This is a genomic window from Dietzia sp. NPDC055343, assembly GCF_053645265.1.
Genome location: NZ_JBSHMJ010000023.1, coordinates 25,000 through 51,699 on the forward strand (window position 1 = coordinate 25,000; position 26,700 = coordinate 51,699).

The 26,700-nt window shown below is 71.4% G+C and carries 28 protein-coding genes; 7 read left to right on the forward strand and 21 right to left on the reverse strand.

Going from position 1 to position 26,700, the window contains the following annotated elements; translation table 11 throughout:
* Window positions 1-96 precede the first annotated feature (96 nt).
* The 7 genes from ACWIE7_RS12060 to ACWIE7_RS12090 all read right to left on the reverse strand — a co-directional run bounded on the left by ACWIE7_RS12060 (window position 97) and on the right by ACWIE7_RS12090 (window position 6,740).
* Window positions 97-339, reverse strand: coding sequence for a hypothetical protein (locus tag ACWIE7_RS12060; protein WP_454058530.1), 243 nt, complete (start codon window positions 337-339; stop codon window positions 97-99).
* Window positions 336-857 (reverse strand): hypothetical protein, encoded by a 522-nt coding sequence (locus ACWIE7_RS12065; protein WP_452098415.1) that lies wholly within the window; start codon window positions 855-857, stop codon window positions 336-338. Before ACWIE7_RS12065 ends, ACWIE7_RS12060 begins: the two co-directional genes overlap by 4 nt.
* Entirely contained in the window at window positions 844-1,464 is a 621-nt protein-coding gene (locus tag ACWIE7_RS12070; RefSeq protein ID WP_452098414.1) for a hypothetical protein, read from the reverse strand. The genes ACWIE7_RS12065 and ACWIE7_RS12070 overlap by 14 nt, the downstream gene beginning before the upstream one ends.
* Complete coding sequence (gene hemB, locus ACWIE7_RS12075) at window positions 1,461-2,501, reverse strand: porphobilinogen synthase (protein ID WP_452098413.1); 1,041 nt, start codon at window positions 2,499-2,501, stop codon at window positions 1,461-1,463. The genes ACWIE7_RS12070 and hemB overlap by 4 nt, the downstream gene beginning before the upstream one ends.
* Before the next feature lie 118 nt (window positions 2,502-2,619).
* Window positions 2,620-4,263 (reverse strand): bifunctional uroporphyrinogen-III C-methyltransferase/uroporphyrinogen-III synthase, encoded by a 1,644-nt coding sequence (locus ACWIE7_RS12080; RefSeq protein ID WP_230928450.1) that lies wholly within the window; start codon window positions 4,261-4,263, stop codon window positions 2,620-2,622.
* 66 nt (window positions 4,264-4,329) lie between these two features.
* Entirely contained in the window at window positions 4,330-5,391 is a 1,062-nt protein-coding gene (gene hemC, locus ACWIE7_RS12085) for a hydroxymethylbilane synthase (protein ID WP_454069337.1), read from the reverse strand.
* Window positions 5,388-6,740: a glutamyl-tRNA reductase gene (locus ACWIE7_RS12090; protein WP_452098411.1), complete on the reverse strand. Its 1,353-nt coding sequence runs from the start codon at window positions 6,738-6,740 to the stop codon at window positions 5,388-5,390. The genes hemC and ACWIE7_RS12090 overlap by 4 nt, the downstream gene beginning before the upstream one ends.
* Before the next feature lie 411 nt (window positions 6,741-7,151).
* Between ACWIE7_RS12090 and ACWIE7_RS12095 the strand changes: the two genes are divergently transcribed.
* Window positions 7,152-7,565 (forward strand): HNH endonuclease, encoded by a 414-nt coding sequence (locus tag ACWIE7_RS12095; protein ID WP_454058532.1) that lies wholly within the window; start codon window positions 7,152-7,154, stop codon window positions 7,563-7,565.
* Here ACWIE7_RS12095 and ACWIE7_RS12100 read toward each other — a convergent pair.
* Window positions 7,562-7,819, reverse strand: a complete 258-nt coding sequence (locus ACWIE7_RS12100; protein ID WP_454058533.1) for a glutaredoxin family protein — start codon at window positions 7,817-7,819, stop codon at window positions 7,562-7,564. The genes ACWIE7_RS12095 and ACWIE7_RS12100 overlap by 4 nt on opposite strands.
* A 206-nt stretch (window positions 7,820-8,025) precedes the next feature.
* Here ACWIE7_RS12100 and ACWIE7_RS12105 point away from each other — a divergent pair, with 206 nt between their 5' ends.
* Window positions 8,026-9,006: an HAD family hydrolase gene (locus ACWIE7_RS12105; protein WP_454058546.1), complete on the forward strand. Its 981-nt coding sequence runs from the start codon at window positions 8,026-8,028 to the stop codon at window positions 9,004-9,006.
* Window positions 9,007-9,013: 7 nt separating this feature from the next.
* On the opposite strand, the gene ACWIE7_RS12110 is transcribed toward ACWIE7_RS12105, so the two are convergent.
* The 7 genes from ACWIE7_RS12110 to ACWIE7_RS12140 form a co-directional block, all read right to left on the reverse strand.
* On the reverse strand, window positions 9,014-10,147 hold the full coding sequence (locus tag ACWIE7_RS12110) for a lysophospholipid acyltransferase family protein (RefSeq protein ID WP_452098408.1): 1,134 nt from the start codon (window positions 10,145-10,147) through the stop codon (window positions 9,014-9,016).
* Complete coding sequence (locus ACWIE7_RS12115; protein ID WP_452098407.1) at window positions 10,144-11,292, reverse strand: NAD-dependent epimerase/dehydratase family protein; 1,149 nt, start codon at window positions 11,290-11,292, stop codon at window positions 10,144-10,146. The genes ACWIE7_RS12110 and ACWIE7_RS12115 overlap by 4 nt, the downstream gene beginning before the upstream one ends.
* A 130-nt stretch (window positions 11,293-11,422) precedes the next feature.
* Complete coding sequence (locus tag ACWIE7_RS12120; RefSeq protein ID WP_003855542.1) at window positions 11,423-11,524, reverse strand: 30S ribosomal protein bS22; 102 nt, start codon at window positions 11,522-11,524, stop codon at window positions 11,423-11,425.
* A gap of 162 nt (window positions 11,525-11,686) precedes the next feature.
* A complete protein-coding gene (locus ACWIE7_RS12125) occupies window positions 11,687-11,908 on the reverse strand; it encodes a helix-turn-helix domain-containing protein (protein ID WP_452098406.1) in 222 nt (73 codons plus the stop codon).
* Window positions 11,909-12,221: 313 nt separating this feature from the next.
* A complete protein-coding gene (gene proC, locus ACWIE7_RS12130; protein ID WP_454069338.1) occupies window positions 12,222-13,058 on the reverse strand; it encodes a pyrroline-5-carboxylate reductase in 837 nt (278 codons plus the stop codon).
* Between the two features lie 130 nt (window positions 13,059-13,188).
* Window positions 13,189-14,874 carry a hypothetical protein gene (locus tag ACWIE7_RS12135; protein WP_454069339.1) on the reverse strand — a complete coding sequence of 562 codons (1,686 nt, stop codon included), beginning with the start codon at window positions 14,872-14,874 and terminating at the stop codon, window positions 13,189-13,191.
* A 2-nt stretch (window positions 14,875-14,876) separates the two neighbouring features.
* Entirely contained in the window at window positions 14,877-15,824 is a 948-nt protein-coding gene (locus ACWIE7_RS12140) for a Ppx/GppA phosphatase family protein (protein WP_230928460.1), read from the reverse strand.
* A 33-nt stretch (window positions 15,825-15,857) separates the two neighbouring features.
* On the opposite strand from ACWIE7_RS12140, the gene ACWIE7_RS12145 reads away from it, so the two are divergent.
* Window positions 15,858-16,703 carry a hypothetical protein gene (locus ACWIE7_RS12145; RefSeq protein WP_452098403.1) on the forward strand — a complete coding sequence of 282 codons (846 nt, stop codon included), beginning with the start codon at window positions 15,858-15,860 and terminating at the stop codon, window positions 16,701-16,703.
* Window positions 16,704-16,797: 94 nt separating this feature from the next.
* On the opposite strand, the gene ACWIE7_RS12150 is transcribed toward ACWIE7_RS12145, so the two are convergent.
* The 3 genes from ACWIE7_RS12150 to ACWIE7_RS12160 form a co-directional block, all read right to left on the reverse strand.
* Complete coding sequence (locus ACWIE7_RS12150; RefSeq protein WP_452098402.1) at window positions 16,798-17,487, reverse strand: response regulator; 690 nt, start codon at window positions 17,485-17,487, stop codon at window positions 16,798-16,800.
* Window positions 17,484-18,680 (reverse strand): sensor histidine kinase, encoded by a 1,197-nt coding sequence (locus tag ACWIE7_RS12155; RefSeq protein WP_454069340.1) that lies wholly within the window; start codon window positions 18,678-18,680, stop codon window positions 17,484-17,486. The genes ACWIE7_RS12150 and ACWIE7_RS12155 overlap by 4 nt, the downstream gene beginning before the upstream one ends.
* A gap of 176 nt (window positions 18,681-18,856) precedes the next feature.
* On the reverse strand, window positions 18,857-19,603 hold the full coding sequence (locus ACWIE7_RS12160; RefSeq protein ID WP_454069341.1) for a phosphoglyceromutase: 747 nt from the start codon (window positions 19,601-19,603) through the stop codon (window positions 18,857-18,859).
* Between the two features lie 41 nt (window positions 19,604-19,644).
* On the opposite strand from ACWIE7_RS12160, the gene ACWIE7_RS12165 reads away from it, so the two are divergent.
* Window positions 19,645-21,351: a long-chain-fatty-acid--CoA ligase gene (locus tag ACWIE7_RS12165; protein ID WP_454069342.1), complete on the forward strand. Its 1,707-nt coding sequence runs from the start codon at window positions 19,645-19,647 to the stop codon at window positions 21,349-21,351.
* Window positions 21,352-21,563: 212 nt separating this feature from the next.
* On the opposite strand, the gene ACWIE7_RS12170 is transcribed toward ACWIE7_RS12165, so the two are convergent.
* From ACWIE7_RS12170 to ACWIE7_RS12180, 3 genes are all read right to left on the reverse strand, one after another.
* Window positions 21,564-22,196: a YbjN domain-containing protein gene (locus ACWIE7_RS12170; RefSeq protein WP_454069343.1), complete on the reverse strand. Its 633-nt coding sequence runs from the start codon at window positions 22,194-22,196 to the stop codon at window positions 21,564-21,566.
* Window positions 22,197-22,246: 50 nt separating this feature from the next.
* The gene (gene mshA, locus ACWIE7_RS12175) at window positions 22,247-23,557 is read right to left on the reverse strand and encodes a D-inositol-3-phosphate glycosyltransferase (protein ID WP_454069344.1); all 1,311 of its coding nucleotides are present in this window, start codon (window positions 23,555-23,557) and stop codon (window positions 22,247-22,249) included.
* A gap of 117 nt (window positions 23,558-23,674) precedes the next feature.
* Window positions 23,675-24,526, reverse strand: a complete 852-nt coding sequence (locus tag ACWIE7_RS12180; protein WP_452098397.1) for an alpha/beta fold hydrolase — start codon at window positions 24,524-24,526, stop codon at window positions 23,675-23,677.
* 100 nt (window positions 24,527-24,626) lie between these two features.
* Here ACWIE7_RS12180 and ACWIE7_RS12185 point away from each other — a divergent pair, with 100 nt between their 5' ends.
* From ACWIE7_RS12185 to ACWIE7_RS12195, 3 genes are all read left to right on the forward strand, one after another.
* Window positions 24,627-25,082: a limonene-1,2-epoxide hydrolase family protein gene (locus ACWIE7_RS12185; RefSeq protein ID WP_454069345.1), complete on the forward strand. Its 456-nt coding sequence runs from the start codon at window positions 24,627-24,629 to the stop codon at window positions 25,080-25,082.
* Between the two features lie 79 nt (window positions 25,083-25,161).
* Complete coding sequence (locus ACWIE7_RS12190) at window positions 25,162-25,938, forward strand: SDR family oxidoreductase (RefSeq protein ID WP_452098395.1); 777 nt, start codon at window positions 25,162-25,164, stop codon at window positions 25,936-25,938.
* Window positions 25,939-26,134: 196 nt separating this feature from the next.
* Window positions 26,135-26,671, forward strand: a complete 537-nt coding sequence (locus ACWIE7_RS12195; RefSeq protein WP_230928470.1) for a ferritin — start codon at window positions 26,135-26,137, stop codon at window positions 26,669-26,671.
* The last annotated feature ends 29 nt before the right edge of the window (window positions 26,672-26,700 follow it).

Genomic DNA, 26,700 nt, shown 5'->3' on the forward strand with positions numbered 1-26,700 from the left:
CACGTGGAATCGCCGGGCAAGCACTCAGCGAACCGTCATCCGATCGTTACCGTGACACGCTGATCCGCCACGAAACCCCAGGCAGAAGTGGATATATCAGCCTCGGAGACGTGAGGTGGCACTCAGGATCGACAGCGTCGCGAACACCATCGCCAGACCGGCTGACACGGTGGCGGCAAGCAGCAACCGGGTGTCGGTGACCGTGCGGACGACGGTGCCGTCCACGGGCGGGTCGATGGCGGGCGGAACGACCTCGATCGACCCCCGCGACAGCCACCACAGGAGCACGGCCAGGGCCGCCGCGACAGTCGCCACGACGACGTGACGCCGAGCCCTCATGCCGGGCCCGACGACGCATCGGCGGCCCCGACGGCGTCGACCAGAGCCGCACGCAACGCGGCGGGACGGCGGCACCATGCGCGGACCTCGGCGCCGGTGTCCAGACGCAGCCCCACGGCCCCGCGTCGCCGCGGGACCTCGCGTAGCTCACCGAGCGTGCGGGCGGTCTGCCAGGACGCCTCGTCAGGGCCCGCGCCGGCAGGGGGGAGTACCTGCTCGACGTGGGCCAGGTCGAGTTCCTCGGTGCCCTGGTAGTAGGCGGTGGGGGTGAGCCGGACGCGTCCATGCACGCGCGTGGCGGCGATCATGACCCCGTGGCACAGCGCGGACGCGATCGCGCAGATGGTCAGCATCAGCCAGTGCACCGGCGCATCGGTGAGCCACTCGAACAACCCGGCCGCGGTGCAGAACAGCGGGGCCGCCAGGATCCAGGCCCAGCTCCAGCCGTCCTCGGCGTACAGGACGGGCCCCTCGGGCTCGGCGCCCGGCCGGATCCGGGCCGGTTCACTTGCCGACACGGGTCCCCCTGTCGCCCTTGGTGTACGCGAGCGCCTCCGCGGTGTGCTGGCGCCAGACCGCGGTGGCGGCGCACAGCCCCGCGAGGATCTGGAGGGCGACAACGACGAAGCTCACGACCTCGTCACGGTCACCCGCGCCGGCCACGCCACCGAACACGCCGATGACGACGGACACCGCATCGATCACGAGAAAGATCGCGATGAGGTTGAGCATGGTGCGGGCCCAGCCCCTGCCCGCCCGGAGCCGGAATGCCAGCCACACCGTCAGCGCGGCGGCCAGCAGCGCGAACACCGCACCGACGGCCAGCGCGAGCTGGAACAGCGAATCGATGGAGATGTCGGTCGTGCCCGCGTTATCCACGGCGTCGCGGAAGGCGCCCTGGGTGGCGACGGGCAGATCCGTGAGCCGCGCGGTCGCCGCGTTGAGCAACATGCCCGCCAACGCGAACACCGCCGCGGCCAGCCACAGGCCCCAGGCCGCGCGGATCTCCTCGGGGGGCGGGGGCGAGGGCCGGTCGAGCTCGGCCTCCCCGCCGGACCCGGCGACGGGGCCGGCCCCGCCGGTGTCGTCGGGGGCCGGCGGCCGCCACGGTCCGCTGGAGGTCACCGCCGACCACGGCCTTCGGCCAGCAGCTTCGCGGCGAGCAGCGCCCAGTACGTCAACACGATGTCGGCACCGGCACGGCGGATGGACAGGAGCGATTCCATGACCGCCGGATCGTGGTCGATCCAGCCCCGCTCGGCCGCGGCCGAGATCATCGCGTACTCACCGGAGACCTGATAGGCCGCGACCGGGACGTCGGAGATCTCCGCGGTCTGGCGGAGGACGTCGAGATACGACATGGCCGGCTTGACCATCACCATGTCGGCCCCCTCGTCCAGATCCAGCCGCACCTCTCGCAGGGACTCGCGCAGGTTGCCGGGGTCCTGCTGGTACGTCTTGCGGTCACCCTGCAGGGACGAGCCGACCGCCTCGCGGAACGGGCCGTAGAACGCGCTGGCGTACTTGGCGCTGTAGGCGAGCACCGCGACGTCCTGATGCCCCTGGGCATCGAGAGCCGCGCGGATGGACGCGATCTGCCCGTCCATCATCCCGCTGGGCCCCACGACGTGGGCTCCGGCCGCCGCCTGGGCGACCGCCAACTCGTTGTAGGCGGTCAGCGTGGCGTCGTTGTCCACCACCACCTCGCCGCGGGGGCCGGTACCGAGTACTCCGCAATGCCCGTGGTCGGTGAACTCGTCGAGGCACGTGTCCGCCATCACGACGAGGTCGTCACCGACCTCCTCGCGGACCGCCGCCAACGCCCGGTTGAGGATGCCGTCCGGGGCGACCCCACAGCTGCCGCGGGCGTCCTTGTCCTCGTCCCGCGGTACCCCGAAGAGCATGATCCCGCCGAGTCCCGCCTCGGCCGCCGAGGCGGCTTCGCGACGCAGTGAATCCACGGTGTGCTGGGCGACGGAGGGCAGGGAGCTGATGGGCCGCGGCTCGTCGATTCCGTCGGCAACGAACACCGGCAACACCAGCTGCCGGGCCTCCAGCGTGGTCTCCCCCACGAGTCGACGCATCGCAGGAGTGTTCCTGAGGCGTCGCGGTCGGACTACGGGGGCGGCAGGATTCTGCGGCAATTCGATCACGCCCTCCACTCTACGAAAGTCCACCACCCGACGGCGGCGCGCGACGGCGTCACCAGCTACTCTCCCCCACCGACGAGCGCGCCCCCGGAGCTCGGGAGAACTCGGGGGCGCGTTGCCGCGGTCGCGGTCAGCGGCGACGCGCGCGACGACGCGGCGGCGGCAGCTCGCCGGCCGCGCGCAGGTGGTCGGCGTGCGAGGCCAGGGCGTCGACCAGCTCGAGCACCGAGGCGTTCTCGGGCTGCACGTCCACGCGCAGTCCGAACTCGGCGGCGGTCTCGGCGGTCCGGGGCCCGATGCACGCGATGAGCGTGCGGGCATGCGGCTTGCCGGCGATCCCCACGAGGTTTCGCACGGTCGAGGAGCTGGTGAAGCAGACGGCGTCGAACCCGCCGGTCTTGATCATCTCGCGGATCTCGGCGGCCGGCGGAGCGGCACGCACGGTCCGGTACGCGGTGACGTCCTCGATCTCCCAGCCACGGTCGGTCAGGCCCTCGGCGAGGGTCTCGGTGGCGATGTCGGCGCGCGGGAGCAGGACCCGGTTGACCGGGTCGAGGACGTCGTCGTACGGCGGGAACACCTCGAGCATGCCCAGGCTGGACTGCTCGCCGGAGGGCAGCAGTTCCGGCTGGATGCCCAGCTCACGGACGCGTGCCGCGGTGCCCTCGCCGACGCAAGCGATCTTCACGCCGGAGAAGGCGCGGGCATCCAGGCCGAACTCGACGAACTTCTCCCACACGGCACGCACGGCGTTCGCGGAGGTGAACACGACCCACTGGTAGCGGCCGTCGACGAGCCCCTTGACGGCGCGCTCCATCTGGGCGGGGCTGCGCGGCGGCTCCACCGCGATGGTCGGCACCTCGACGGGCACGGCGCCGTGCTCGGAGATGCGGTCGCTCATCTCGGCGGACTGGGCCTTGGTGCGGGGCACGAGCACGTTCCAGCCGAACATGGCACGCGACTCCCACCACTGGTGGCGGTGCCGCTCGCCGGCCGACTTGCCGATGGTCACGACGAGGTCGCCCTCCATGTCCCGCCCGACGTCGGCCATGGTGGCCAGGGTGCCGTCGGCGGACTTCTGGGCGCAGAGCGAACCGGAGCAGGTGACGGTCACCGGCGTACCGGCGGCCAGGCCCTGCTCGGCCAGGTTGGAGGCGGCCTCGGCGAGGTGGCGCCCGGTGGTGCGCAGGACGATCGGTCCGGGAGAGCCGACGAGGGCCGCCCAGTCGACCTTGCCGCGACCGTCGGCGAACACGTAGCCGGAGCCGAGCGCGATGCCGGCGAAGGCGGGCACGGCGGTGGCCTCGGCGACGCCGGGCACGACCTCGAACGGCACGACGGTGCGGCCGACGCCCGCGATCTCGGTGACGGTGGCGTCGGTGGTCATGGGGTCACCGGCGACCAGGCGGACGACGTCGCGCCCCTTCTTGGCCTCGGCGACGAGCTGCTTGGCGACGGCCGCGGGCTCGCCCAGCACGGGCCGGATGTCGGCCGCGGTCGGGGCGGGCAGGGCCTTGAGACGCTTGACCTCGGCCTTGTCCTCGGCGGCGACGGCCGCGTCCATCTCGGCCTGCCGCGCGTCGAGCATCTCCTGCGGCACCGGCACCTGTGTGGCGACCAGCGCGAGCACCTCGGCCGACACGTCGGCGTCGGCGAAGACCAGTGCGTTTCCGGCGAGGACCTCCTGGGCCCGGCAGGTGAGCATCCCCGCGTTGCCCGGACCTCCGCCGACGAAGCGGACGGTTCCGGGGCGGGTGTTGCGTGCTCGAGTCATTGTTCGTCTCTCCGTGGGATGGGTGTCGCGCGCTGGCTGCGCGCGAGTGGGGAGTTCGTGGGCGGGTCAGGAGTCGCGGACGGTCGGTGGCGCCGTCGTGGACTCCCTGGGTACGAGTGGGTCGCGTTGTTCGGGCGACTCGTCGGACATGAGGTCTCGCGCGCCCCGGTCGAGCAGTTCGGCCGCGAGTGTGCGTCCGAGCTCCTCGGCGGCCGCGAGGGGGCCGTCGGGGTGCTCCGCGGGGACGGTGGTCCCGTGGGTGCGTAGAACTGTGGAACCGTCGTGGGCGGCGACGACCGCGTGGAGCGTGAGCTCGGCGTCGGCGGCGACCCGGTCGGCGGCGGGGTCCGTACCGGCGAAGGCGGAGTCCGCGGGACCGATCCCGGACAGTTCCGCCCGCGCGCCCACGGGCGCGGTGCACCCGGCCTCGAGGTCGGCGAGCAGGCGCCGTTCGGCCGCGATCCGCACCCGGGTGGGGAGATGGTCGACGACGGCGAGGGCCGCGATCGCGTCCGGATCGTCAGCACGTGCTTCGACGGCCAACGCTCCCTGGGCGGGGGCCGGCAACATCTCGTCGATGCCGAACCGATGGGTGGCGCGCTCGCCCACCCGGGTGCGGTCGAGTCCGGCGGCGGCCAGGACCACCGCGTCGAGGTCGCCGCTGGTGACGTAGCCCATCCGCGTGTCGATGTTGCCGCGCAGCGGGTGCAGGTCCAGGTCGGGCCGCAGGGCCGCGAGCTGGGAGCGCCGGCGCGGGGCGGAGGTGCCGACGCGGGCGCCCTCGGGGAGCGTGGCCATGGTCAGACCGTCCCGGGCGATGAGCACGTCCGACGGGTCGACGCGGGGCGGCACGGCGATCGGCGCGAACCGTTCGTCGCGTGCGGTCGGCAGGTCCTTGTAGGAGTGGACGGCGATGTCGCAGTTCCCACGCTCCAGCGCGGCCCGGAGTTCGAGGGTGAACACGCCGACGCCGATCCGCTCGACCGGCGCCATCACGACGTCGCCCTTGGTCTGCACGATGACCAGCTCGGCCTGGTATCCGGCCGCGATGAGCGCGTCACGGACGTGCCCGGCCTGCGTGGTGGCCAGCGTGCTGCCGCGCGTTCCCACCTTCAGGATCCTGCTCATGACGCCTCCTCATCCACGATGCTGTCCAGATCGAACAATGTGCTCACCACTGCCGCGAAGTCCTCGCCGTCCGACCTGGCGGCGAGTTCTTTGACCTTCACCGTCGGCGGGTGCAGAAGTTTGTCGACCACCCGGCGGACGGTGTTGGCGACCTCGTCGCGCACCTTGTCGTCCATTCCCGGCAGGCGTGCCTCGAGGCGCCGCATCTCGGCCGCGACCACCTGCCCACCGCGTCCCCGCAGCTTGCCGATCAGCGGGCCGACCTCGGCCATGCGCTCGGCCTGGGTGTACGCGGTCAGCTCGGCGTCGACGATGGTGCGGGCCGCGTCGGACTCGGCGGCGGCGCCCGAGGTGGCGGGATCCTCCTTGAGGGCCTCGATGCCCAGGACCGTCACGCCGGGCAGTCCGGCGACCGCCGGGTCGACGTCCCGCGGCATCCCGAGGTCGCAGATGACCAGGTGGCCCAGCTCGCCGCGGCCGGCGAGCGCGGTGTGCACGTCGCCGAGCGTCACGACCGTGCCCACTGCTCCGGTGCAGGTGAAGAGGATGTCGGCCCTGGACACCGCGCGGGCCAGTTCCTCGAGCGGGAACGCCGCGGCCGGGGTGCCGGCGTCGCGGGCGATCTCCGACAGGCGCTCGGCCCGCTCGGCGGTGCGGTTGGTGACGTCGATGTGGGAGATGCCGCCGCGGCCCAGGTGCGCCACGGCGAGCCCGCCCATCGCGCCCGCACCGAGCACCACGGCCCGACGCCCGTCGAGGTGGCGGCCCGCGCCGGGGCCGTCTGCGGCCGAGCCGGCCGGGTCGAGGCCGGTCGCGTCGAGGATCTCGGCGGCCCGGTCCAGCGCGACCGACACCACGGAGGCACCGGCCGAGTCGATCCCGGTCTCGGTGTGGACGCGCTTGCCCACGTGCAGCGCCTGCTGGGCCAGACGGTGCAGTGTCGTCCCGGCCGCGCCGATCTCCGACGCCGACTGGTAGGCGGTGCGGATCTGGCCGATGATCTGCTGCTCGCCCACCACCATCGAGTCCAGGCCCGAGGCCACGGAGAACAGGTGCTCGGCTGCGGCCTCGGAGTACCGGATGTACAGGTGGCGGCTCAGCTCGTCGATCGCCATCCCGGAATGCCTCGACAGCAGCGCCACCACGTCGTCGAGCGCCGGGTGGAACGCCTTGGCGGCCGAGTACACCTCGACCCGGTTGCAGGTGGTGACGATCATCGCCTCGTCGATGTGCTCACCCGCGATCAGTTCCTCGGTGAGCACGTCCCGGTCGACCTCGGAGACGGCGACGGCCTCGAGCAGCGAAACGGGCGCACTGTGATGGGAGACACCCACCAGGAGGATGCTCACAACCGACCCCCGGCCGCCGGGGCGCGACGGGCCCATGCCAGAATGGATGCCAGCTCGTCAACTCGTGGCCTGACGGCCCGGGACGCGGCATCGGGACGGCCGCCACCGCGCGGGCCGGAGACCGAATGAACGGACAGGGCACCGCAGGACGAACTCGCGGAACGCTGCTCCACAGTCGGTCGTCTCCTGTCGATGTGCACGGCTGCGTACAGGCCGGCCCCACGCCGGGACCGACCTGCCGGGACGGTCGCGGCGGTGAAGCCTGCGTACGACCCGTAACGCGATCCACCGTAACCCGCATGGCACCCCGGGACAAAACCGTCACCGGGGTCAATGCTATGCGCGGCGGACCCCGCGCGCCGTCCGTGAGCAGCACCGACCGCCGGCCCGCCCCACGAAAGGACCTCCCCCGTGCCTCCCCGCCGCAGATACTCCTCGTCGGCGTCGCCGGCGACCCGCGCCCGCTACGCCAGGCGCCGTCAGCGGCGGCTGTCCCGGGTGGACAACGATCTCACCGACCAGCAGTGGTTCGAGATCCTCGACGCCTGGGAAGGATGCGCGTACTGCGGGGAGACCGGGCCGGCGCTGCAGCGCGACTGCGTCCAGCCGATCTCCCGCGGTGGCCGCTACACCGTGGAGAACGTGGTCCCGGCCTGCGCGTCCTGCAACGCGAGCAAGCACAACAGTGAGGTGACCGGCTGGATGCGGCGCAAGAAGCTCGACGAGGGCGCGTTCCTGCTGCGCCACGCGACGTTCCTCCGGGCGCTCCGGGGCGCCGGGCAGCCGGGGGTCCCCGAACTGCCGGAAGAGGCGGACGACGTCTAGTCCCAACCCGCGAACGGCTCGGTGTCGGCGAGCGTGGCGACGAGCTCGTCGTCGTCGACCTCCCAACAGGAGTGCTCGGAGCCGTCCACCAACACCACCGGCAGTCGGTCGCCGTACTCGATCGCGAGCTCGCGATCGGCGGCCAGGTCGACGTCGGTCACCTCCAGCCGCGCGCCCGCCCGCGCGCACAACGGGACCAGCTGATCGTGGACCCGCACGCAGCTCCCGCAGCCCTCGCGCGTCAACAACGTCACACCGTGCACCATGCCTAGATAGTGCCCGACCGCCCCAGGGCTGCCCTAGGATGGGGCCCATCGCCCCCAGGAGGTCACGACAGGTGAACGACGACGACGCCGACACCACGCCCGCCGACGGCCTCGACCCGGAGTCCCCGGGCGCGGACGCGTCGGATTTCACCGACGAGCAGGTGGGGTCGGACGGCCGGCCGGCCGTGTTCGGCATGCGGCTGCCCGGTCGCGCTGACGTCACGAGTGCCATCGGCCGCCTGGCCTACCGGCGTCGCAGCCATCGCATCCAGCGCATGGCGGGTAAGGCGTCGGCTGACAACGCCGTCAAGATCGAGAAGGGTGTGGAGACCGGCACCCCGCTGGCCGACGCCCCGGTCCCGGCGGACGGGCACGCGGTCGAGCCGTTCGTCGCCGACCCGCAGGTGGCCGCGTTCTTCGACGTGGACAACACGCTGATCCAGGGTGCCTCGATCATCCTGCTGGCCCGCGGGCTGGCCAAGCACAAGTTCTTCACCGCCAAGGACATCATGGGGTTGGCGTGGTCGCAGGCCAAGTTCCGGATCTCCGGCGAGGAGAACGCCGACGACGTGGCGAGCGGACGCGACAAGGCACTGGCGTTCGTCGAGGGCCGCACCGTCGCCGAGCTGACCGCGCTGAGCGAGGAGGTCGTGGACACCTCGATGCTCGACCGCGTCTGGCCGGGCACACGGGCGCTCGTGCAGATGCACCTCGACGCCGGTCAGCAGGTCTGGCTGGTCACCGCCACGCCGGTGATGCTGGCCCGCGTGATCGCCACCCGGCTGGGCCTGTCGGGCGCGCTGGGGACGGTCACCGAGGAGAAGGACGGCGTCTACACCGGCCGGCTCGTGGGCGACATCCTGCACGGGCCCGGTAAGGCGCATGCGATCGCCACGCTCGCCGAGAAGGAGGGCTTCGACCTGTCGAAGTGCTACGCCTATTCGGACAGCTTCAACGACATGCCGATGCTGACCATGGTGGGCCACCCGGTGGCCATCAACCCGGATTCGAAGCTGCGGAAGTACGCCTCGGAAAACGGCTGGAACGTCAAGGACTTCCGCACGGTTCGACAGGCCGCCAAGAAGGCCGTGCCGGGTGTGCTGGCGGTCGGCGGGATCGCCGGCGCCGGGGCGGCTATGCGGTCGAAGTACTCCTCCCGCCCCGGCGGCGCGTAGCGCGAGGTCAGCCGAAGAAGACGCTGCCGCGTCGCGCGAGGTTCCGGAACAGCGTGTTCTGGATGGTCTCGCGGACCTGGTCGGTGATCTCGAAGACCACCATCGGGTCGTCGGCAGCGTCCGGCCCCAGGTGCGCGGTCTCGATGGGCTCGCCGAACTCCATCGTCCACTTGGTGGGCAACGGGATACCGCCGAGCCCGCCGAGGAGCGGGAACGTCGGGGTGATGGGCATGTACGGCAGTCCGAGCAGCCGCGCGAGCGCCGGGATCTCGCCGATCTTCGGGTAGATCTCCTCCGAGCCGACGACCGAGCACGGGATGATCGGCGCGCCGGCGGCCAGCGCGGTGGACACGAACCCGCCGCGGCCGAAGCGCTGCAGTCGGTAGCGGTCGGCGAACGGCTTACCGAGGCCCTTGAACCCCTCGGGCCACACGGCCACCACGTGACCGTCCTCGAGCAGTCGCTCGGCGTCGGCGTTGCAGGCCAGGGTGGCGCCTGCCCGGCGGGCCAGCGGCGCGGACACGGGCAGCGTCATGGCCAGATCCGCGGCCAACAGACGCAGGGCACGACCACCGTGGTCGTGGACCGCGACGCTGGTCATCAGCCCGTCGAGCGGGAGCACGCCGGCGTGGTTGGACACGATCAACCCCGCGCCCTCGTCCGGGATGTTGTCCGCCCCGATCACCTCGACCCGGAACCAGTGCTCGAACAGCGGGCGCCAAAGGGGCAGCCAGACGTTGGTGTAGAAGTGTTCGTCGAAGCCGAACTCGTCGACCTCGTAGCCGCCGGTGATGCGGGTCGCCAGGATCTCCCCGGCGGTGTTGATGGCCTCGGCCATCCCGGACAGCGCGCTGACGTCGCCGGTCGCGAGCATCACGTCCACGCCGCGCGCGAGATCGCGGACCGGCGCGAGCATCTCGACATCGATCGGCACGGCCTCCACGATCTGCCCGAGGGTGGCCCGCATCGAGCTGAGGAACCTGTCGACGATCCGCCCGATCTCGGTGGCGGCGGCGTCGCTGCTGGTGGTCGCGCCGAGGAAGCCCTCCCCGACCATCCGGTCACTCCGGGCGTCCCGGCGGCCCTCACCCCAGCGGGGGCCGCCGAGTGGCTGGCTCAGATCGAATTCCGGGCCCTTCACAACGCCTCCTCCATGCGGTCGGGCAGGGCCCCGATCGCCTCGAGCTCACCGATGGTGGTGTCCACGCCCGCGCGCAGCCGGTCGGCCACGGGCCCCGGTAGCAACTTCTCGAGCTTGGCGACCTTCCGCTCCAGCGAGGCACGGGTGACCAGCGGTTCCGTCCCGGAGTCGACCAGGTAGGCGTGCAGGGCCTCGTCGGTGGTGTAGCTGGGCTGGAAGCCGAACTCCTTGCGCATGCGGGTGGTGTCCACCACCCTGCCGAAGCGCAGGTACCGCATCTGCGACGGGCCGATGTCCCTGAGCCCCCGACTGAGCAGCATGCGGGCCGCGTACTTGAAGGTCTGCGGCGGCACCGGCAGCGGGATGTGGCCCGCCCGGCGGATCGCCCGGGCCAGCGTGAGCACACCCTCGGCGGCGATGTTGTACGTGCCCGGCGCCGCCCCGAGGGTGGCGTGGAGCAGCGCGTCCAACGCGTCCTGCGGGTGCAGCAGTTGGACCCGCGGGTCGTAACCGGCAAGCACCGGCGCGACCGACGGCAGCAGCAGCTCCCCCAGCACGGTCGGCTCGGGCAGCCCGAGGATGGCGGGGATGCGCAGGATCGTCACGTCGATGTCCGGGCGCTTGCGGGACATGCCCCGCACATAGCCCTCCACGGACAGGTGGTCCAGCGGGATGCCGCCGCTCGGCTGGCGGCGCGCGGCCATGTCCTCGGTGAACATGGCCGGGTCCGAGCCCGAGGAGCCGTAGACGGTGGTGGAGGAGATCAGCACGAACCGCTTGACGGTCGAGGCCCTGCCACACGCCGCGATGACGTGCATCGAGCCCATGATGTTGGACTCCTTGACGGCCGCCCGGCCGCCCGGCGCGAAGTCGGTGTGGAACAGCCCGGCGTGCACCACGGTGTCGATCCCCGCCTCGCGCAGGATCCCCTGCAGACGCGGCGACTGGGGGTCGAGCCGGACGAACTCGGCGTCACGCATCCGCCTGCGGTGCTGGGGTGACGGCTTGACCGAGTCGATGGCCAGCACGCGCTCGACGGACTCGTTCCGGAGCAGCATGCCCACCAGGTGCGCGCCGAGGTAGCGACTGCCGCCGACGACCGCGACAGCACGCGCCGGCGGGCGGCTGGAAGCTTCGGTGTTCACCCGACCGAGTCTAGCCGCGACGTGCCGTGCGAACCGGCCCCGGCCGGAAATACACCGATGCCCGCCACCACTGGGGCGACGGGCATCCGCTACAGGCGTGAGTCCGGGCGCGATCAGCGCGCCGCGGGACTCACTTACCGAGTTTGCGACGCTGCACGCGAGTCCGGCGGAGCATCTTGCGGTGCTTCTTCTTGGACATACGCTTGCGGCGCTTCTTGATCACAGAACCCATATCGGGGTCACCTACCTGTCGACTACTGGTCGTGGACCTTGGCTTGCGCTCCGGCGTCTGAAGCGGGCTTCTCGAGCCGGAACGGAACCAGTCCAGCCTACCTGCAGGCGGGTCCGCGACGAAAATGGGTCCGGGACGGAATGTACCTCCGCCCCGGTCGGGTCAGCCTGCGGAGAAGTACGAGGTGTCGAGGTACTCGTGCACGGCCTTGGCGTGGACGCGGAACGAGCGCCCCACCCGGACGGCCGGCAACTCGCCGGAGTGCACGAGTCGGTAGACCGTCATCTTGGACACGCGCATCAGCGCGGCCACCTCGGCAACGGTGAGGAACTGGGAGCCCCCCGCCGGCTGCGAGCCGCCTTCGGTCTTGTCGGTAGTCGCCATCGTCACAACCCTTCGTGGCACGCGTCGCGCCGCAGGCTTCCCCTCCTGCGGTACGGACACGCACGTGCTGGAGATGAGCCTAGCGTGAAAGTTGTGATCAATGCGACGGGAGTGGGCGAATTACTTCAATGACACGCCGCCGAGACCTGAGTTCACCCGTTCTGAACTGGGCTTGTGCTAAAAGCGACGACCCGCCAGGTGGGGTTTCTCTCACCTGGCGGGTCGCCTCCCTCGCTGCTTCGCCCTCCCGGCAGCCGCCCGGGCCGTCCTCGTCGAGGCCGGCGGGTGCGTGCGGGTGGGCGTGCGCCGCGGGTCAGTCGATCTCGTCGTCGTCCTCGATCACGGCCCGCGCCATCTCGCGGGACCGCGACGCGGCGGCCTCGACCGCATCGGCCACCGCCGCGCGCAGGCCTCCCGACTCGAGGCGGTGGATCGCCGCTGCGGTGGTGCCGCCCGGCGAGCTGACGTTGTAGCGGAGCTGTCCTGGGCCCTCGCCACCGCCGGCGAGCATCGCGCCGGCGCCGAGCGCGGTGCCGGTGGCCAGGGTCGTGGCCACGTCGCGGGGCAGGCCCTGCTCCACGCCGGCGTCGATCAGCGCCTCGGCGAGGAGGAAGAAGTAGGCGGGGCCGGACCCGGACACGGCCGTCACCGCGTCCATCTGGGCCTCGGTGACGACGACGACGGCGCCGACGCTCTCCATGATCGACCGCACCTGCTCGAGATGCTCGTCGCGCGCGAACCGGCCCTTGCAGATGGCCGAGACGCCCTGGCCCACGAGCATCGCGGTGTTGGGCATGACCCGCACGACCGGCGAGCCGGCGCTGAGTCTGGTCTCGAGCGATTCGGTCGAGACACCCGCGGCGAGCGAGACCACGATCGACTCGTGGACGCTGTCGGAGATGGCGTCGCCGACCCGCTCGGTCACCGCGGGCACATCCTGCGGCTTCACGGCGATCGCGATCACATCGGCGCCCTCACACCCGATGTCGAGGGTCGTGGGCAGGATGGAGTACTTCTTGGCCAACTCGTCGGCGCGGGCCTGGACGGCTTCGATCACCACGATGTCCGACCCCGGGGTCCCGGCCTCGCGGAGACCCGCGATGAGGGCCTCTCCGATGCGTCCGCCACCGACCACTGCGATTCTCGTCATGCCCATCACAGTGCCACACCGCCGCGGGCCGGCCCCGGCGTGCCGCCCCGCTGACGTGCGCGCTGAAATGAGCTCCGCCCGCATCCGGAAACGGATGCGGGCGGAGTCGGTACGTGCTGGTGCGGAGCCGCTAGGTGACGAGCCTGAGCAGGAGCGGCCCGCAGGTCACGCCTATGCCCACGATCACCGCCAGGGCGATGCTGACCGTGTCATTCGACCGGCGCAGCACGCGCACCATGGCGACGAGCCCCACGATCACGATGATCGCCAGCGCGAACGCCACCCACGGCAGGTCGGTCCACAGCAACTGGAAGCCGATGAACAGCGCCGCGCCCGCGACCGCGGAGGCGAGTACCTGGGCGACGAGGATCATCCACTGCGACGCGGGCGACCGCTCGGTGTCCGCGTGATCGGCACGCGTGGCATCCGGGTGATCGGCACGCGCGGTGTCCGAGTCGGCGTCGCGGTACCGGTCCGTCGTGGCCGGTGCGGAGTCCCGGTCACCGGAGACCGCGGCCGCGGTCATCCCGGCGACGCCGGCGCCGCCCGCGGCAGCAGCCGCAGCCCGGCCGAAGGAGCCCTCGCGGCCGTCAGTGTCAGTGCCCTCGGGGGCGGCTGAACCGGTGACCGCGCCAGCGTCCTTGACGCCTGGAGCGGGCGCGGTCGCGGCGGGAGCCGCATCGCTGTTCTTGTCTGTGGCCCTGTCTGAGGCCTTGTCTGCGGCCTTGTCCGTGGTGGCCGCGCCTGCGGCGACCACGCCGGCCGGAGCCTCGGGAGCACTGTGGGCTGTGGAGCCACTGCCGGTCGGCACGCCCCACGCCTGCTGCCGGGCCGGGGCGGAGTCCGCCCGACCGGCGGTGTCCCCCGCGGCGGTGTCCCCCGCGGTGGAGTCCTTGGCCCGCGTCGGCGCCTGTGCCTGCGTCTGCGCTTGAGACTGCGTCTGCGCGGCGGTCGGCTGCCCGGGACCGGCCTGGGAACCGGTACCCGAGCCGGTCGCGGCGGCGCCCGCAAGACCCGCGGCACCGGCAGCAGCGCCACCCGCCGCCGCGGCACCGGCCACACCGGCCCCGGACGGCCCGCGATCATCGCGCGCATCAGGGGTCCAGGCGCCCGTCGGGCGCGCCGCGGCCTGGTCCTTTTCCTTGCGCTTACGGCCGAACAGACCGCGACGCTTCTCCTGCGGCTGCCCCTCGGGCGTCTCGTCCGCGGTCGCGGGAGCACCGGCCCCCGGGGCGGGCGGCTGCTGCGCGGGCGCCTGCTGTGTGGGTGCCTGCTGTGCGGGTGCCTGCTGTGCGGGTGCCTGCTGCCGGGCCCCCGGCTGCCGGGCGCCCGGCTGCTGGGCCGGGATCCTGGCGGTCTGGGCCGCCGAAGGCTGCGCTGCCGGCGGCTGCTGCGCGGTCGGCGACTGCTGTGTCGCCGACGGGCGCGCCTGCGACGCCGACGCGGGAGCCTGCCCCGACTTCGGGGTGGACGGCTGCGGTGTGGGCGGCGTCGTCGTCCTACCCGTCGCCCCCGACTGCGCGGTTCCCGCGCCCGCACCGGTCTGGTCGCCCGTCGCCCGGGGCCCGTCCGCCGACGGCGACGAACCGCCCTCGGCAGCCTCCGCCTCGCGCGCATGACGCCGCGCCGCACGGCCGCTGAGGACCGTGTCATCGGTGATGCGCGGGATCTCACCGGTGAGCTCGGAGACACTCACCCCACCCTCGTCAGCCCGGCGGCGCCGACGCCCGGTGGGCGCGACCTCCTGCTGCTCCGCGCCCATGCGCTTGAGCAGCTCCGCCACGGTGATCTGCTGACCGTCAGAATCCTCGGCCATCGTCAGCTTCCCTTCCCGTCGCCGCCCACGTCCCGGTCGAGACGCTGAAGAATGAGCCCCTCACGCAGAGCCCACGGACAGATTTTCACACTTTCCAACCCCAATGCACGCATGGACGCCTCCGCGACCAACGCGCCGGCCACCACTTGATACGAACGATCAGCGCTGACGCCCTCCAACTCTGCCCTGTCCGCAGCGGTCATGCGAGAGATGAACGCGATCACCTGGCGCAGACCGGCCGCGGTGAGAATCCGCTCGACCCGCGGCCCCTCGGACGACGGCGCCGCGCCCGTCAGGCGTGCCAGCATCCGGAAGGTCTTGGAGGTGGCGCAGGCGACATCCGGATCGCCGGCGGCACGCAGCTCCTTGGCCGGCCCCTCCAGCTCCGCATCGATGTAGTCGCGAAGCTGATTGATGCGCTTGCGCTCCGGCGGGTCCGTCTTGAACCAGTCGTGGGTCAGACGGCCAGCGCCCAGCTGCAGGCTGAAGGCGTGCTCCGGCAGCTCGTCCTCCCCGCTGGTCAGCTCGAGCGAACCACCCCCGATGTCGAGGTTGAGGATCCGCCCGGCGCTCCAGCCGTACCACCGCCGCGCCGCGAGGAACGTCATGCGCGCCTCGTCCTCACCGGAGAGCACCCGCAGTTCGACGCCCGTCTCCTTGGCGACCTTGGCCAGCACCTCGTCCGAGTTCGCGGAATCCCGCACGGCGGAGGTCGCCAGCGCCATGACCTCCTTGCACTTGGTGGCCTTGGCGAGATCGGCGGCCTCGTTCACCGCGTCGATCAGGCGGGCGATGCCGGTCTTGGTGATGCTGTTGTCCTGATCCAGGTACTCGATGAGACGCAGGCGGGTCTTGGAGTCGTTCATGGGCGTGGGGTGGCCACCACGATGCGCATCGACGACGACGAAATGAACCGTGTTACTCCCGACGTCCAGGACACCTAATCTCACACGCCCACCCTAAACGGTCTACGGTCGCTGGTTGTGACCGCCACCGAACCTTCTACAACCCCGGGTACCCCTCGCCCCGAGGTCCCGTTGGACTTCCCTCGCGAGTGGTACAGCTTTCCCGACCCGACCAACGGCGAGCATCTCATCTCAGTGGACATGACGTGGCTGCTCTCGTCCTGGACGTGCGTCTTCGGCACGCCCGCCTGCCACGGCATCGACAGTTCCCAACCGGAGTCCGGGTGCTGCACGCACGGCGCGTTCCTCTCGGACGACGAGGACCGTGAGCGCCTCACCCGGAACGTCTCGCTCCTGGCACCCGGCGAGTGGCAGCATCGCGACGCCGCGTTCGCGGCCGCCGCCGCCGAGAACTCCGAGAACGAGGTGTGGCTCGAGGAGGATGAACTGACGGGCGACGACGGCGAGATGGAGCCGGCGCTGCGGACCCGCAAACTGGGCGGGCGCTGCGTCTTCTTCAACGACCCCGGCTGGCCGGCCGGGTCGGGCTGCGCCCTGCACCACATGGCCGGGCGCACCGGGCGGAGCCTGCCGGAGTCCAAGCCGGACGTGTGCTGGCAGCTGCCGCTGCGCGTGACCCACGACTGGGAGGACCGCGCCGACGAGGTGGAGATCCTCCACACCCGTGTAGGCGAGTACGACCGCCGCGGCTGGGGCCCCGGCGGGCTCGACCTCGACTGGTACTGCACAGGCTCGCCCGAGGCGCACGTGGGCGCCGAGCCCGTCTACGTCTCGCTGCGCGACGAGCTGGTCGAGTTGCTGGGCGAGGAGCCGTACGAGGTGCTGGCCGCGGCCTGTGCGCGGCGGCGGCAGCTGGGCATCGTGGCCGTGCACCCGGCGACCGCCCGCGCGTGCGGGGCCTGAGACCGGCTGCCGACCCGCCTCCCCCGCCCACTCTCCGCCTCGCCGCCAGCCGGGCTGGGCGTCGACCGGCTGCGGGGACCGCACGCGCAGCGGATCAGGGCTCGAACTTGTAGCCCAACCCGCGGACGGTCACCAGGTGCACCGGCTTGCCCGGATCCTGCTCGACCTTCGAGCGCAGGCGCTTGACGTGCACGTCGAGGGTCTTGGTGTCGCCCACGTAGTCCGAACCCCACACGCGGTCGATGAGCTGCCCGCGGGTGAGCACCCGGCCGGAGTTGCGCAGCAGGTACTCGAGCAGATCGAACTCCTTGAGGGGCAGCGTCACCGCCGCCCCGCGGACCGTCACCGTGTGCCGCTCGATGTCCATCCGGACCGGTCCCGACTCGAGGACACCGATCTCCTCGGGTTCGTCCGCCTCCTTGTCGGCCCCGCGGCGTAGGACCGCCCGGATACGCGCGATGAGCTCGCGGGCCGAATAGGGCTTGGTCACGTAGTCGTCGGCGCCCAGTTCGAGCCCCACGACCTTGTCGATCTCACTGTCCCGGGCGGTCACCATGATGACCGGCACGCTCGAGGTCACGCGGAGTCGCTTGCACACGTCGGTTCCCGACATCCCCGGGAGCATGAGGTCGAGCAGCACGATATCGGCGCCCTCGGACTCGAAGCTCTCCAACGCGGTCGGGCCGTCGCCGGCGATGGTGACGTCGAAGCCCTCCTTGCGGAGCAGGAAGGCCAGCGGGTCCGCCAGCGAGTCCTCGTCCTCCACGATCAGCACCCTGGTCACGGCACCTGGTCCTCTCCTTGATCGACGTGCTCTGTGGCGGGAGACGCCCCGCCGGAATCCGGCTCCACATGGGCCGGGAGTTCGAGAGTGAAGGTCGACCCGGTCCCGGGTCGACTCCACAGGGATACGGCGCCGTTGTGGTTCTGGGCGACGTGTTTGACGATCGCCAACCCCAGGCCGGTGCCGCCGGTCGCGCGGGAACGGGCCTTGTCGACGCGGAAGAAGCGCTCGAAGACGCGCGTCTGGTGCTCGGGGGCGATCCCGATCCCGCGGTCGGTGACCCGCAGCATCACCGTGTCGCCGGAGATCCCCCGGGTGATCGACACCGGAGTGCGCTCGTGCGAGTAGTTGATGGCGTTGAAGATGAGGTTCGCCAACGCGGTGACCAGCAGGGTCCAGTCGCCCTTGATCTCCAACCCGGACGGCGAGTCGGTGATGAGCTCGATCCCGGCCGTCTCCGCGGCGCCCGCCGCCCGCCGGAGCGCCTCGTCCACCACGTCGTCGACGTCCACCGGCTCCGGGTCGCGGATCCGCTCGGCACCCTGCAGACGGGAGAGCTCGATGAGCTCGGTGACCATCTTGCCCAGCCGCTGCGCCTCGCCCACCACGCGACCACCGAAGTACTCGACCGAGTCCGGGTCGTCCTTGGACTCCAGGAGCGCCTCGGCGAGGACCGCCATCGCCCCCACCGGGGTCTTGAGCTCGTGGGAGACGTTGGCCACGAAGTCGCGCCGGGCGGCCTCCATACGGCGGTGCTCCGAGTCGTCGTCCGCGAACACCACGACGAACTGCTCGCCGTGGCCCTGCAGGATCTCGCAGCGGCCGCTGACTGACGGGATACGGCGACGGCCGGCCGCCATCTTCGCGGGCAGGTCGAACACCGAAGTCCGGTCGTCGACGAACGTGGCGTGCGCCGCCGTCCAGACCGGCTCGATCAGCAACCGGTCCTCGACGATGCCCAATTCGTCGGCACGGCGGTTGAACAGCACCACGTCCTGGTGACGGTCCACCACGGCGAGCGCGTACGGCGCCTGCTGATAGACCGCCCGCAACACATCGAGCCTGGTCGGCCCGGCCTGCTCCGCACGTCGCCGGTCGGCTCGCGCATTGATCAAGGGGATGACGAAGCCGCCCACGACGAAGCCGATGATCCCGGCGACGATCGCGAGGAAGATCCCCAGACTGACCTGCACGACCCAGATACTACGACCCGGGTACCCCGCCCGGAAAAGCAGAACCCCCCGTCCACCTGCGCGAAGTTCGCAGATAGGCGGGGGTTTACGGCTCGTTCACCGGGCCTTCACCTCACACGTGGGCGGTGGCCCTATCGGCGTGTCGCCCACGCGAAAGCAGGCCCGAGGACGCGGGGCTACTTTCCACCCTGGCTGGCCACGGCGGCGGCGCCGGCGGCGGCGGCCTCCGGGTCGAGGTACGTGCCGCCCGGGTTGGCGACCTTCCCGGCCTCGTCGAAGCGGTAGACCAGCGGGATCCCGGTCGGGATGTTCAGACCCGCGATGTCATCATCGGAGATCTCGTCGAGGTGCTTGACCAGCGCGCGCAGCGAGTTGCCGTGCGCGGCCACCAGGACCGTCTCGCCGGCCGCGATGCGCGGGGCGATCTCGGCGGTGTAGTACGGAATGAAGCGGTCCACCACGTCCTTGAGGCACTCCGTGAGGGGCACCTCCGGGAGGTCGGCGTAGCGGACGTCGCCGGTCTGCGAATACTCGTTGTCCGGGTCGATGGCCGGCGGCGGCGTGTCGTAGCTGCGGCGCCAGAGCATGAACTGGTCGTCGCCGAACTCTTCCTTGATCTCCGCCTTGTTGAGGCCCTGCAGCTTGCCGTAGTGGCGCTCGTTGAGCTTCCAGTGCCGCACCACCGGCACCCAATGGCGGTCGCATGCGTCCAGCGAGATGTTCGCGGTGGTGATCGCGCGGCGCAGCAGCGAGGTGTAGACGATGTCCGGGAGGATGCCCTCCTTCGCGAGGAGCTTGCCGCCGCGGACCGCCTCCTCGCGACCGAGGTCGGTGAGATCGACGTCGACCCACCCCGTGAACTGGTTGGACGCGTTCCACTGGGACTGACCGTGACGCAGGAGGACGAGTGTTCCGTAAGTCATAGGTCCATTATGACCCGATGCTCACCGGCTACGGTGCAAGCATGACCGCAGACGCCGGAGACACCCCCGAAGCCACCGACCGGCCCTGGACGGTCCACTACACCCCGGGGACCACACACGACCTGGATTACGGCACCACCACGCTGTGCGACCAATTCGACCAGGCCGTCAGCGCCCACTTCGAACGGCCCGCCACCGAGTTCTTCGGCCGGGTGACCACCTACGGCGATCTCGGCAGCCGGGTCCGGCGCGCCGCCGAGGGCCTGCGCCTCCTGGGCGTGGGCAAGGGTGACCGCGTGGCCGTCCTCCTGCCCAACTGCCCCCAGGGCATCGTGGTGTTCTACGCGGCTCTGCGGCTGGGCGCGATCGTCGTCGAACACAATCCCCTGTACACGGCCGACGAGCTCGAGGCCCCCTTCGCCGATCACGGTGCGAAGGTCGTCGTGGCGTGGAACGTCGTCACCGACGTCGTGCAGGACCTCGCGACCCGCCCCGACACCGCGATCGAGCACGTCCTGGCCGTCGACCTCCTCGACGCGTTCCCCACCGCCAAGCGCCTCGCCCTGCGACATCTCCCGGTTCCCTCGCTACGCGCCTCCCGCGACAAGCTGTCCCGCCCCGACACGCACACCCCGCGCTGGGCGGCCCTGGAGACCGGCCCCGAGCTGGATTTCTCCCACCCCTACCCCACCAACGACGACGTGGCGCTGATCCTCTACACCTCCGGCACCACCGGGACGCCCAAGGGCGCGATGCTCACCCACGCCAACCTGGTCGCGAACTCGACCCAGGGCAAGGCGTGGGTGCCAGGGCTCGAGCCCGGCAAGGAGCGGTTCCTGGCCTCGCTGCCGATGTTCCACGCCTACGGGGTGACGATGTGCGTGGTGTTCGGCATCGCCCAGGGGGCCCGGCTCCAGCTCGTGCCGACGCCCGACATGGACCTGATCATGCCGATCTTCGCCAAGGAGCCGCCGACATTCATCCCGGCTGTCCCGCCGATCTACACCCGCATCCTCGAGGAGGCCGACAAGCGCGGCATCTCGCTCAAGGGCATCCGCAACTCCTTCTCCGGGGCGATGAGCCTGCGCGCCGACCTCATCGAACGGTGGGAGGCCGCCACCGACGGCCTCTTGGTGGAGGGGTACGGGATGACCGAGACCTCGCCCATCACTGTGGGCAATCCCATGTCGACGGCGAGGCGAGCCGGTTCGATCGGCGTCCCGTTCCCCGACACGGATATCCGGGTCGTCGACAAGGAGGACCCCTCGCGGGACGTACCCTCCGGGGAGCCCGGTGAGCTCCTGGTCAAGGGACCGCAGGTCTTCCCGGGGTACTGGAACAACGAGGAGGCGACCGCGGCGACGCTGCACGACGGCTGGCTGCGCACCGGCGACGTGGTGGAGCAGGCCCCCGACGGTTTCCTGCACGTGGTGGACCGGATCAAGGAGGTGATCGTCACCGGCGGGTTCAACGTCTACCCCTCGGAGGTCGAGGCGGTTCTGCGGACGGCTCCCGGCATCGCCGACTGTGCGGTCGTCGGCCGGGACGGGGCCCACGGTGAGCAGGTCGTCGCGGCGGTGGTGCTCGAACCGGGTGCGTCACTCGATGTGGACGCGATCCGCGCCCACTGCAAATCGTCGCTCGCCGGGTACAAGGTGCCGCGCGAGTTCGTCGAACTCGACGAGCTGCCCGCCAACCCGATGGGCAAGGTGCTGCGCAAGAAGGTCGCCGAGGCCATTAACCCCTGACCCCTGGAAAGACCTGCAGCAGCTCGAGACGACAGAGCTGCGCAAGCCCACGAGCCAGCGCAACTCCCCCGACTTACGCTGCGCCGGTGACCTGCGCTGCCGGCGTGTACGCAATGCAGCCACTCACGCTGGCACGCGGGACCCTCCCGCCAGCGCAAGCCCACAAGCCAGCGCAACCCCCCCAACTTACGCTGCAGAACTGCCCGTCTGTGCTACTCGGGCTGGGGCAGATCCTCGGTGAGGTGGCGGAACGCCTCCAGGTTGCGCAGCGACTCGCCCCGCGAGACCCGCCACTCCCATTCCCGGCGGATCGCGGTGTGGAAGCCGGTCTCGATGATGATGTTGAAGTCGTGGTCGGCGGCCTCCAGTACCTGCCCGAGCACGCGGTCGAGCTCCTCCTCCGTCACCGCGACCAGCGGCATCCGGCCGACCAGATAGATGTCGCCGTTGTTGTCCAGCGTGTACGCCACCTGGTACATCCGGCGATTGCGACGCAGCAGGTACTTGTAGACCTTCTCGAAGTCCTCGTCCGGCCGGCGGCACACGAACGCCTCGACGCGCACGCTCTCGCGGTTCACGGTGAGATGGCAGGCCGTCTTGAGGCGCTTCTCCCCCGGCAGCTGCACCACGAAGGTGTTGCCGTCGGCCAGCGTCGACTCGATGTCCCGCTCCACCAGGAAGTCGCGGATCCGCTCGACGGTGGGGGCGTCGGCCTCGTCCGGACGTCGGGCGGGCCCGTACGCGGCGCCAGCAGAGGAGCCTGCACCGTCGAGGGCACCGGCCCCAGCCGCAGCATCATCCTCGCCGTCGTCGCCCATGCGCTTGTTCTCGGTGGGGTCGATCATCGTGGCTCCTTCGCGGGTTAGAATGGACTCAGGCGCGGGTTGGAACGAACTCAGGACGCCGTGGCCGCCGCGCGCCGCGCCCGGTACGAGGCCATCGTGCCCGCATACGACGCCAGCAGCCCGTCGGCCGTGGAATCCCAGCTGAACCCGGCGGCGTGCACCGGGGCGTGGCGGGACATCTCCAGCCGCAGCTCGTCGTCGTCGAGCAGTGATCCGAGGACCCGCGCCCACTCGCGCGGATCGTGCCCGTCCACGGTGAGCCCGGTCCGGCCGTTCGCGACGGCCGTCGGCAGCCCGCCCACGGCGGCGGCCACCACCGGCGTCCCGCACGCCTGCGCCTCCAACGCGACCAGTCCGAACGACTCTGAGTACGACGGCACCGCCACGATGTCCGCGGCCCGGTACACGTCGACCAGCTCCGACGGCGGGCGCGGCGCCAGGAAGCTCACGCGGTCGGCCACGCCCAGCTCCTCGGCCAGCTCCATGAGCGAACGCGGCCGCTCGAGCCCCGACCCGCTGGGCCCGCCCACCACGAGCAGCCGCACGTCGCGGTGCGGCTCGGCGCGCACGATCTCGGCGAGCGCCCGCACCACCACGTCGGGTGCCTTGAGCGGCTGGATGCGGCCGACGAACGCGATCACCTCGGAGCGCTGCGCCACGCCGAGTGCGCGCCGGGCCTGCTCGGTGCCGCGCCGGGTGCCGGGCGTGTACTGCTCGAGGTCGGCGCCGGGGGGGACGATGTCGATGTCGGCCGGGTCGGCGTCGTAGTAGCCCACGAGCTCGTCGCGTTCCCCGGTGGTGTTGACGACCAGCCGGTGCGCGGCGTCCACGATCTGCTGCTCGCCGATGCGTCGCGACTCCGGTTCGGGGGTGTCACCGCTGGTGAGGACCGCGTTCTTGACCTCGGCCAGCGTGTGGGCGGTGTGCACGAGCGGCACGCCCCAGTGCTCGGAGGCGACCAGCCCCGCCTGGCCGGACAGCCAGTAGTGGGAGTGGATGAGGTCGTAGTGGCCGGGCGCCTGGCCGGCCTCGGCGCGCATGACGCCGGCGACGAACGGACACAGCTGCGTGGGCAGGTCCTCCTTGCGGAGGCCCTCGAACGGGCCGGCCACGATGTTGCGGACCAGCACGCCGTCGCCCGCCTCCTCGACCGGCGGCTGCGACGAGTGGGTGGCGCGGGTGAAGATCTCCACCTCGACGCCGCGGCGGGCCAGACGCCGCGCGGTCTGCAGCACGTACACGTTGAGCCCGCCCGCGTCACCGGTGCCGGGCTGGGCGAGCGGCGAGGTGTGGAACGACAGCACCGCGACGCGCTTGGGGAGCGGCGCGTCGGGTCCGGGGCGGAGGTCGGAAACGGTCACCAGTCCGATTGTGCCTCCGTGCGCGCCGGGGTGCACGCGGCGCGGGGGCGGGGATCGGGTGGGACGACGACGACAACGCCCGCCGCTCGCCCACCCCCCACGGGCGGTGTGGGGTGTCTACAGTTCGGCGGCGAAGGCGTCGAGCTCGGCGAGGAACTTCGGCTTCTCCTCGATGAAGGGCGCATGGGCGGACTCGGCGAAGCCCACGTAGCGGCCGCCGGGGATCATCTCGGCGTTGGCCTGACCGGCGGACGGCAGCACCACGCCGTCGTGCTCACCGTGGATCACCAGCGCGGGGATGCCCAGGCCGCGCAGTGTCTCGTCGTTGTCCACGCGACGGGTGAGCAGCTTCTGGCGGACGGTCGGCGGGGTGGCCAGCGAGAGTCCGAAGATCCGCTGGCCGCTCGTGCCGTCGCCGGACCGCATCATGGCGCTCCCGAAGCTCGCGAGCGCGGCCACGGCCCTGCCGGGGTTCTCGTCGAACGCGCCGTTCGACGTGACCTCGACCATGGCCGGGCCGATCGCGCCGCCGGCGGACCGGGACACCGAGGTGACGGCGCCGCAGAGCACGATGCCCGCGACCCTGCCCTCGCCGCGGGCGGCGAGGTAGTCCGACACCACGATCCCACCGTACGACCAGCCGAGCAGGATCGCGCCCGCCCCATCGCTGACACCGGCGGCGTCCAGGACCGCCTCGACGTCGTCAGCCCACTGCGCAGCCGAGTCATAACCGGCGTCGGCGACGTCGGAGTGGCCGTGTCCGCGCAGGTCCAGCGCCACCACCCGGAACCGGGTCGCCAGGTCGGCCAGAAGATCCGGGCCCCAGCAGGCGCTCGACTGGGCCCAGCCGTGGATCAGCACGAGCGGGCGCGCGGCGGGGTCGCCGAGCACGCGGTAGGCGATCGTGGTGCCGTCCGAGGAGACGGTGGAGGCGAGGGAATACGTGGCGGGAGAGGTCATGTCGGCCATCGTGCCAGTCCCATCGCTATCGCACGTCGGCTCGTCGGAGGTGTCCCCCGAACGCGGAGGCCCCTCCCCCGGAGCCGCCCCGTGCGGTTACCGTGTTCCAATGGCAGCCACCACCACCGCGACAGACCCCGACGTCGTCGTCCGGATGTTCTTCGACGCCCTCGCCTCCGGCTCGACCGCCGCCGCGGCGGAACTGGTCTCCGGCGACGTGTGGTGGGCGAACATCGGGCTGCCGACCGTGCGCGGCAAGCGGGCCGTCGTCGGCGCGATCGCCGCGATGCACCGCAGCGTGCGATTCGGGGTCCGGACCCACCATCTCGCGGTGTCGGCGCCCGCGGACCCCACCGATCCCCGCTCCCCGCACATCGTTCTCACCGAGCGCACCGACTCGCTCGGGATCGGCCGGTTCCGCTGCGACTTCTGGGTGTGCGGGCGGCTGGAGGTCCGCGACGGCCTGGTCTGCGGCTGGCAGGACTACTTCTCCACCGCCGACATCGCGCGCGGCGCGGTGCGCGGGCTGGTCGGGATGATCCCCGGCCGTCGCGTCGGTCGATAACGCGGCATTAGGCGCGCGGTCGGCCCGCGGCCGCTGAGCAGCCGTACGGCCGGCGACGTCGTCACCTACGCTCGAGTGCATGACCGATCACAGTGCCGCCCGTGAGCGCCTCGCCGCCCTGCCCGCCGACACCCGCGTGGCGGTGGTGACCGGCGCATCGTCGGGCATTGGCGAGGCGAGCGCCCGCGAACTGGCAGGCCAGGGCTTCCACGTGATCGTTGGCGCGCGGCGCGCCGACCGGCTGGAGGCACTCGCCGCCGAGATCGGCGGCACCGCCCTGCCTCTCGATGTGACCGACGCGGACTCGTGCGCGGCGTTCTGCTCGGCCATCCCCCGCCTGCACGTGCTGGTCAACAACGCCGGCGGCGCCAAGGGCACCACCAGCGTCATGGACGCCGACGAGGAGCAGTGGCGCTGGATGTGGGAGACCAACGTCCTCGGCACGCTGCGGATGGTCAAGGGACTCATGCCGACCCTCGTGGACACCGGCGACGGGCTGGTCATCACCATCACCTCCATCGCGGCGCTCGAGTCGTACGACAACGGCTCCGGCTACACCTCCGCCAAGCACGCGCAGGCCGTCCTGCACCGGACGCTGCGAGGCGAGCACCTCGGCCAGCCCGTGCGGTTCACCGAGATCGCGCCCGGCATGGTCGACACCGAGTTCTCGAGCGTGCGGTTCGACGGCGACGCGGACAAGGCCGCCGCCGTCTACCGCGGGCTGACCCCGATGATCGCCGAGGACATCGCGGAGATCGTGGGATTCGTCGCCAGCCGGCCGTCGCACGTGAACCTCGACCAGATCGTGGTGAAGCCGCGCGCCCAGCACTCCGCGATGCGGGCGCACCGCGACTGAGCCGGGGCCGGATCACGACGCTCCGGCGGCGCTACAGAAGGTGAGGCTAGGCAACGTCAGGTTAGGCTTCACACCGGCAGGTTAGGCTAACTGACCTGGCACGATGCCGCGCGCGGTCCTATTGTGGGACCCCTCGGGAGAACCCCTCCCGGCGCGTCTCGACTCTTGTCGAGGCCGCCTCACGAAAGGCGCCACCATGACCCAGAGCAGCAGCACCTACGCCGAACTCCTCTCCGCCCAGGTCGGCCACGAGTTCGCCGCCAGCCAGCAGTACATCGCGATCGCCGTGTGGGCGGACGCGCAGGACCTTCCGCAGCTGGCCGCCCGCTTCTACCAGCACAGCCTGGGCGAGCGGAACCACGCCATGATGATGGTCCAGTACATGCTCGACCGGGACATCCCCACCGTGATCCCCGCCGTGCCGGCGCCCCAGGCCGAGTTCGACGGGCCCGTTGGCGCACTGAGCCTCGCGCTCGAGCAGGAGAAGCAGGTCACCCGCCAGATCGAGGCGCTGTTCCAGGCCGCGCGCGCCGAGGCCGATCCGCTGGGCGAGCAGTTCATGCTGTGGTTCCTGCGTGAGCAGGTCGAGGAGGTCGCCAACATGAACACGCTGGTGACCATCGCCGAGCGCGCGGACGACGACTGGTTCCGCATCGAGGAGTACCTCGCCCGCGAGACCGACGCCTCCACCAACACGGGCACCCCGCCCGCGGTCGCCGGCGGCGCGGTCTGAGCACGACCGCCTGACAACGGCGGGCCGGG

Excerpts from the sequence above, each read along its gene's own strand:
- ACWIE7_RS12105 (WP_454058546.1), top strand. The coding sequence starts at position 8,026 with ATGCGGCTGCCCGGTCGCGCTGACGTCACGAGTGCCATCGGCCGCCTG.
- ACWIE7_RS12080 (WP_230928450.1), bottom strand. The coding sequence starts at position 4,263 with ATGACTCGAGCACGCAACACCCGCCCCGGAACCGTCCGCTTCGTCGGC.
- ACWIE7_RS12190 (WP_452098395.1), top strand. The coding sequence starts at position 25,162 with ATGACCGATCACAGTGCCGCCCGTGAGCGCCTCGCCGCCCTGCCCGCC.
- proC (WP_454069338.1), bottom strand. The coding sequence starts at position 13,058 with ATGACGAGAATCGCAGTGGTCGGTGGCGGACGCATCGGAGAGGCCCTC.
- ACWIE7_RS12060 (WP_454058530.1), bottom strand. The coding sequence starts at position 339 with ATGAGGGCTCGGCGTCACGTCGTCGTGGCGACTGTCGCGGCGGCCCTG.
- ACWIE7_RS12160 (WP_454069341.1), bottom strand. The coding sequence starts at position 19,603 with ATGACTTACGGAACACTCGTCCTCCTGCGTCACGGTCAGTCCCAGTGG.
- ACWIE7_RS12185 (WP_454069345.1), top strand. The coding sequence starts at position 24,627 with ATGGCAGCCACCACCACCGCGACAGACCCCGACGTCGTCGTCCGGATG.
- ACWIE7_RS12135 (WP_454069339.1), bottom strand. The coding sequence starts at position 14,874 with ATGGCCGAGGATTCTGACGGTCAGCAGATCACCGTGGCGGAGCTGCTC.
- ACWIE7_RS12125 (WP_452098406.1), bottom strand. The coding sequence starts at position 11,908 with ATGGCGACTACCGACAAGACCGAAGGCGGCTCGCAGCCGGCGGGGGGC.
- ACWIE7_RS12180 (WP_452098397.1), bottom strand. The coding sequence starts at position 24,526 with ATGGCCGACATGACCTCTCCCGCCACGTATTCCCTCGCCTCCACCGTC.
- ACWIE7_RS12165 (WP_454069342.1), top strand. The coding sequence starts at position 19,645 with ATGACCGCAGACGCCGGAGACACCCCCGAAGCCACCGACCGGCCCTGG.
- hemC (WP_454069337.1), bottom strand. The coding sequence starts at position 5,391 with ATGAGCAGGATCCTGAAGGTGGGAACGCGCGGCAGCACGCTGGCCACC.
- ACWIE7_RS12195 (WP_230928470.1), top strand. The coding sequence starts at position 26,135 with ATGACCCAGAGCAGCAGCACCTACGCCGAACTCCTCTCCGCCCAGGTC.
- ACWIE7_RS12120 (WP_003855542.1), bottom strand. The coding sequence starts at position 11,524 with ATGGGTTCTGTGATCAAGAAGCGCCGCAAGCGTATGTCCAAGAAGAAG.
- ACWIE7_RS12170 (WP_454069343.1), bottom strand. The coding sequence starts at position 22,196 with ATGATCGACCCCACCGAGAACAAGCGCATGGGCGACGACGGCGAGGAT.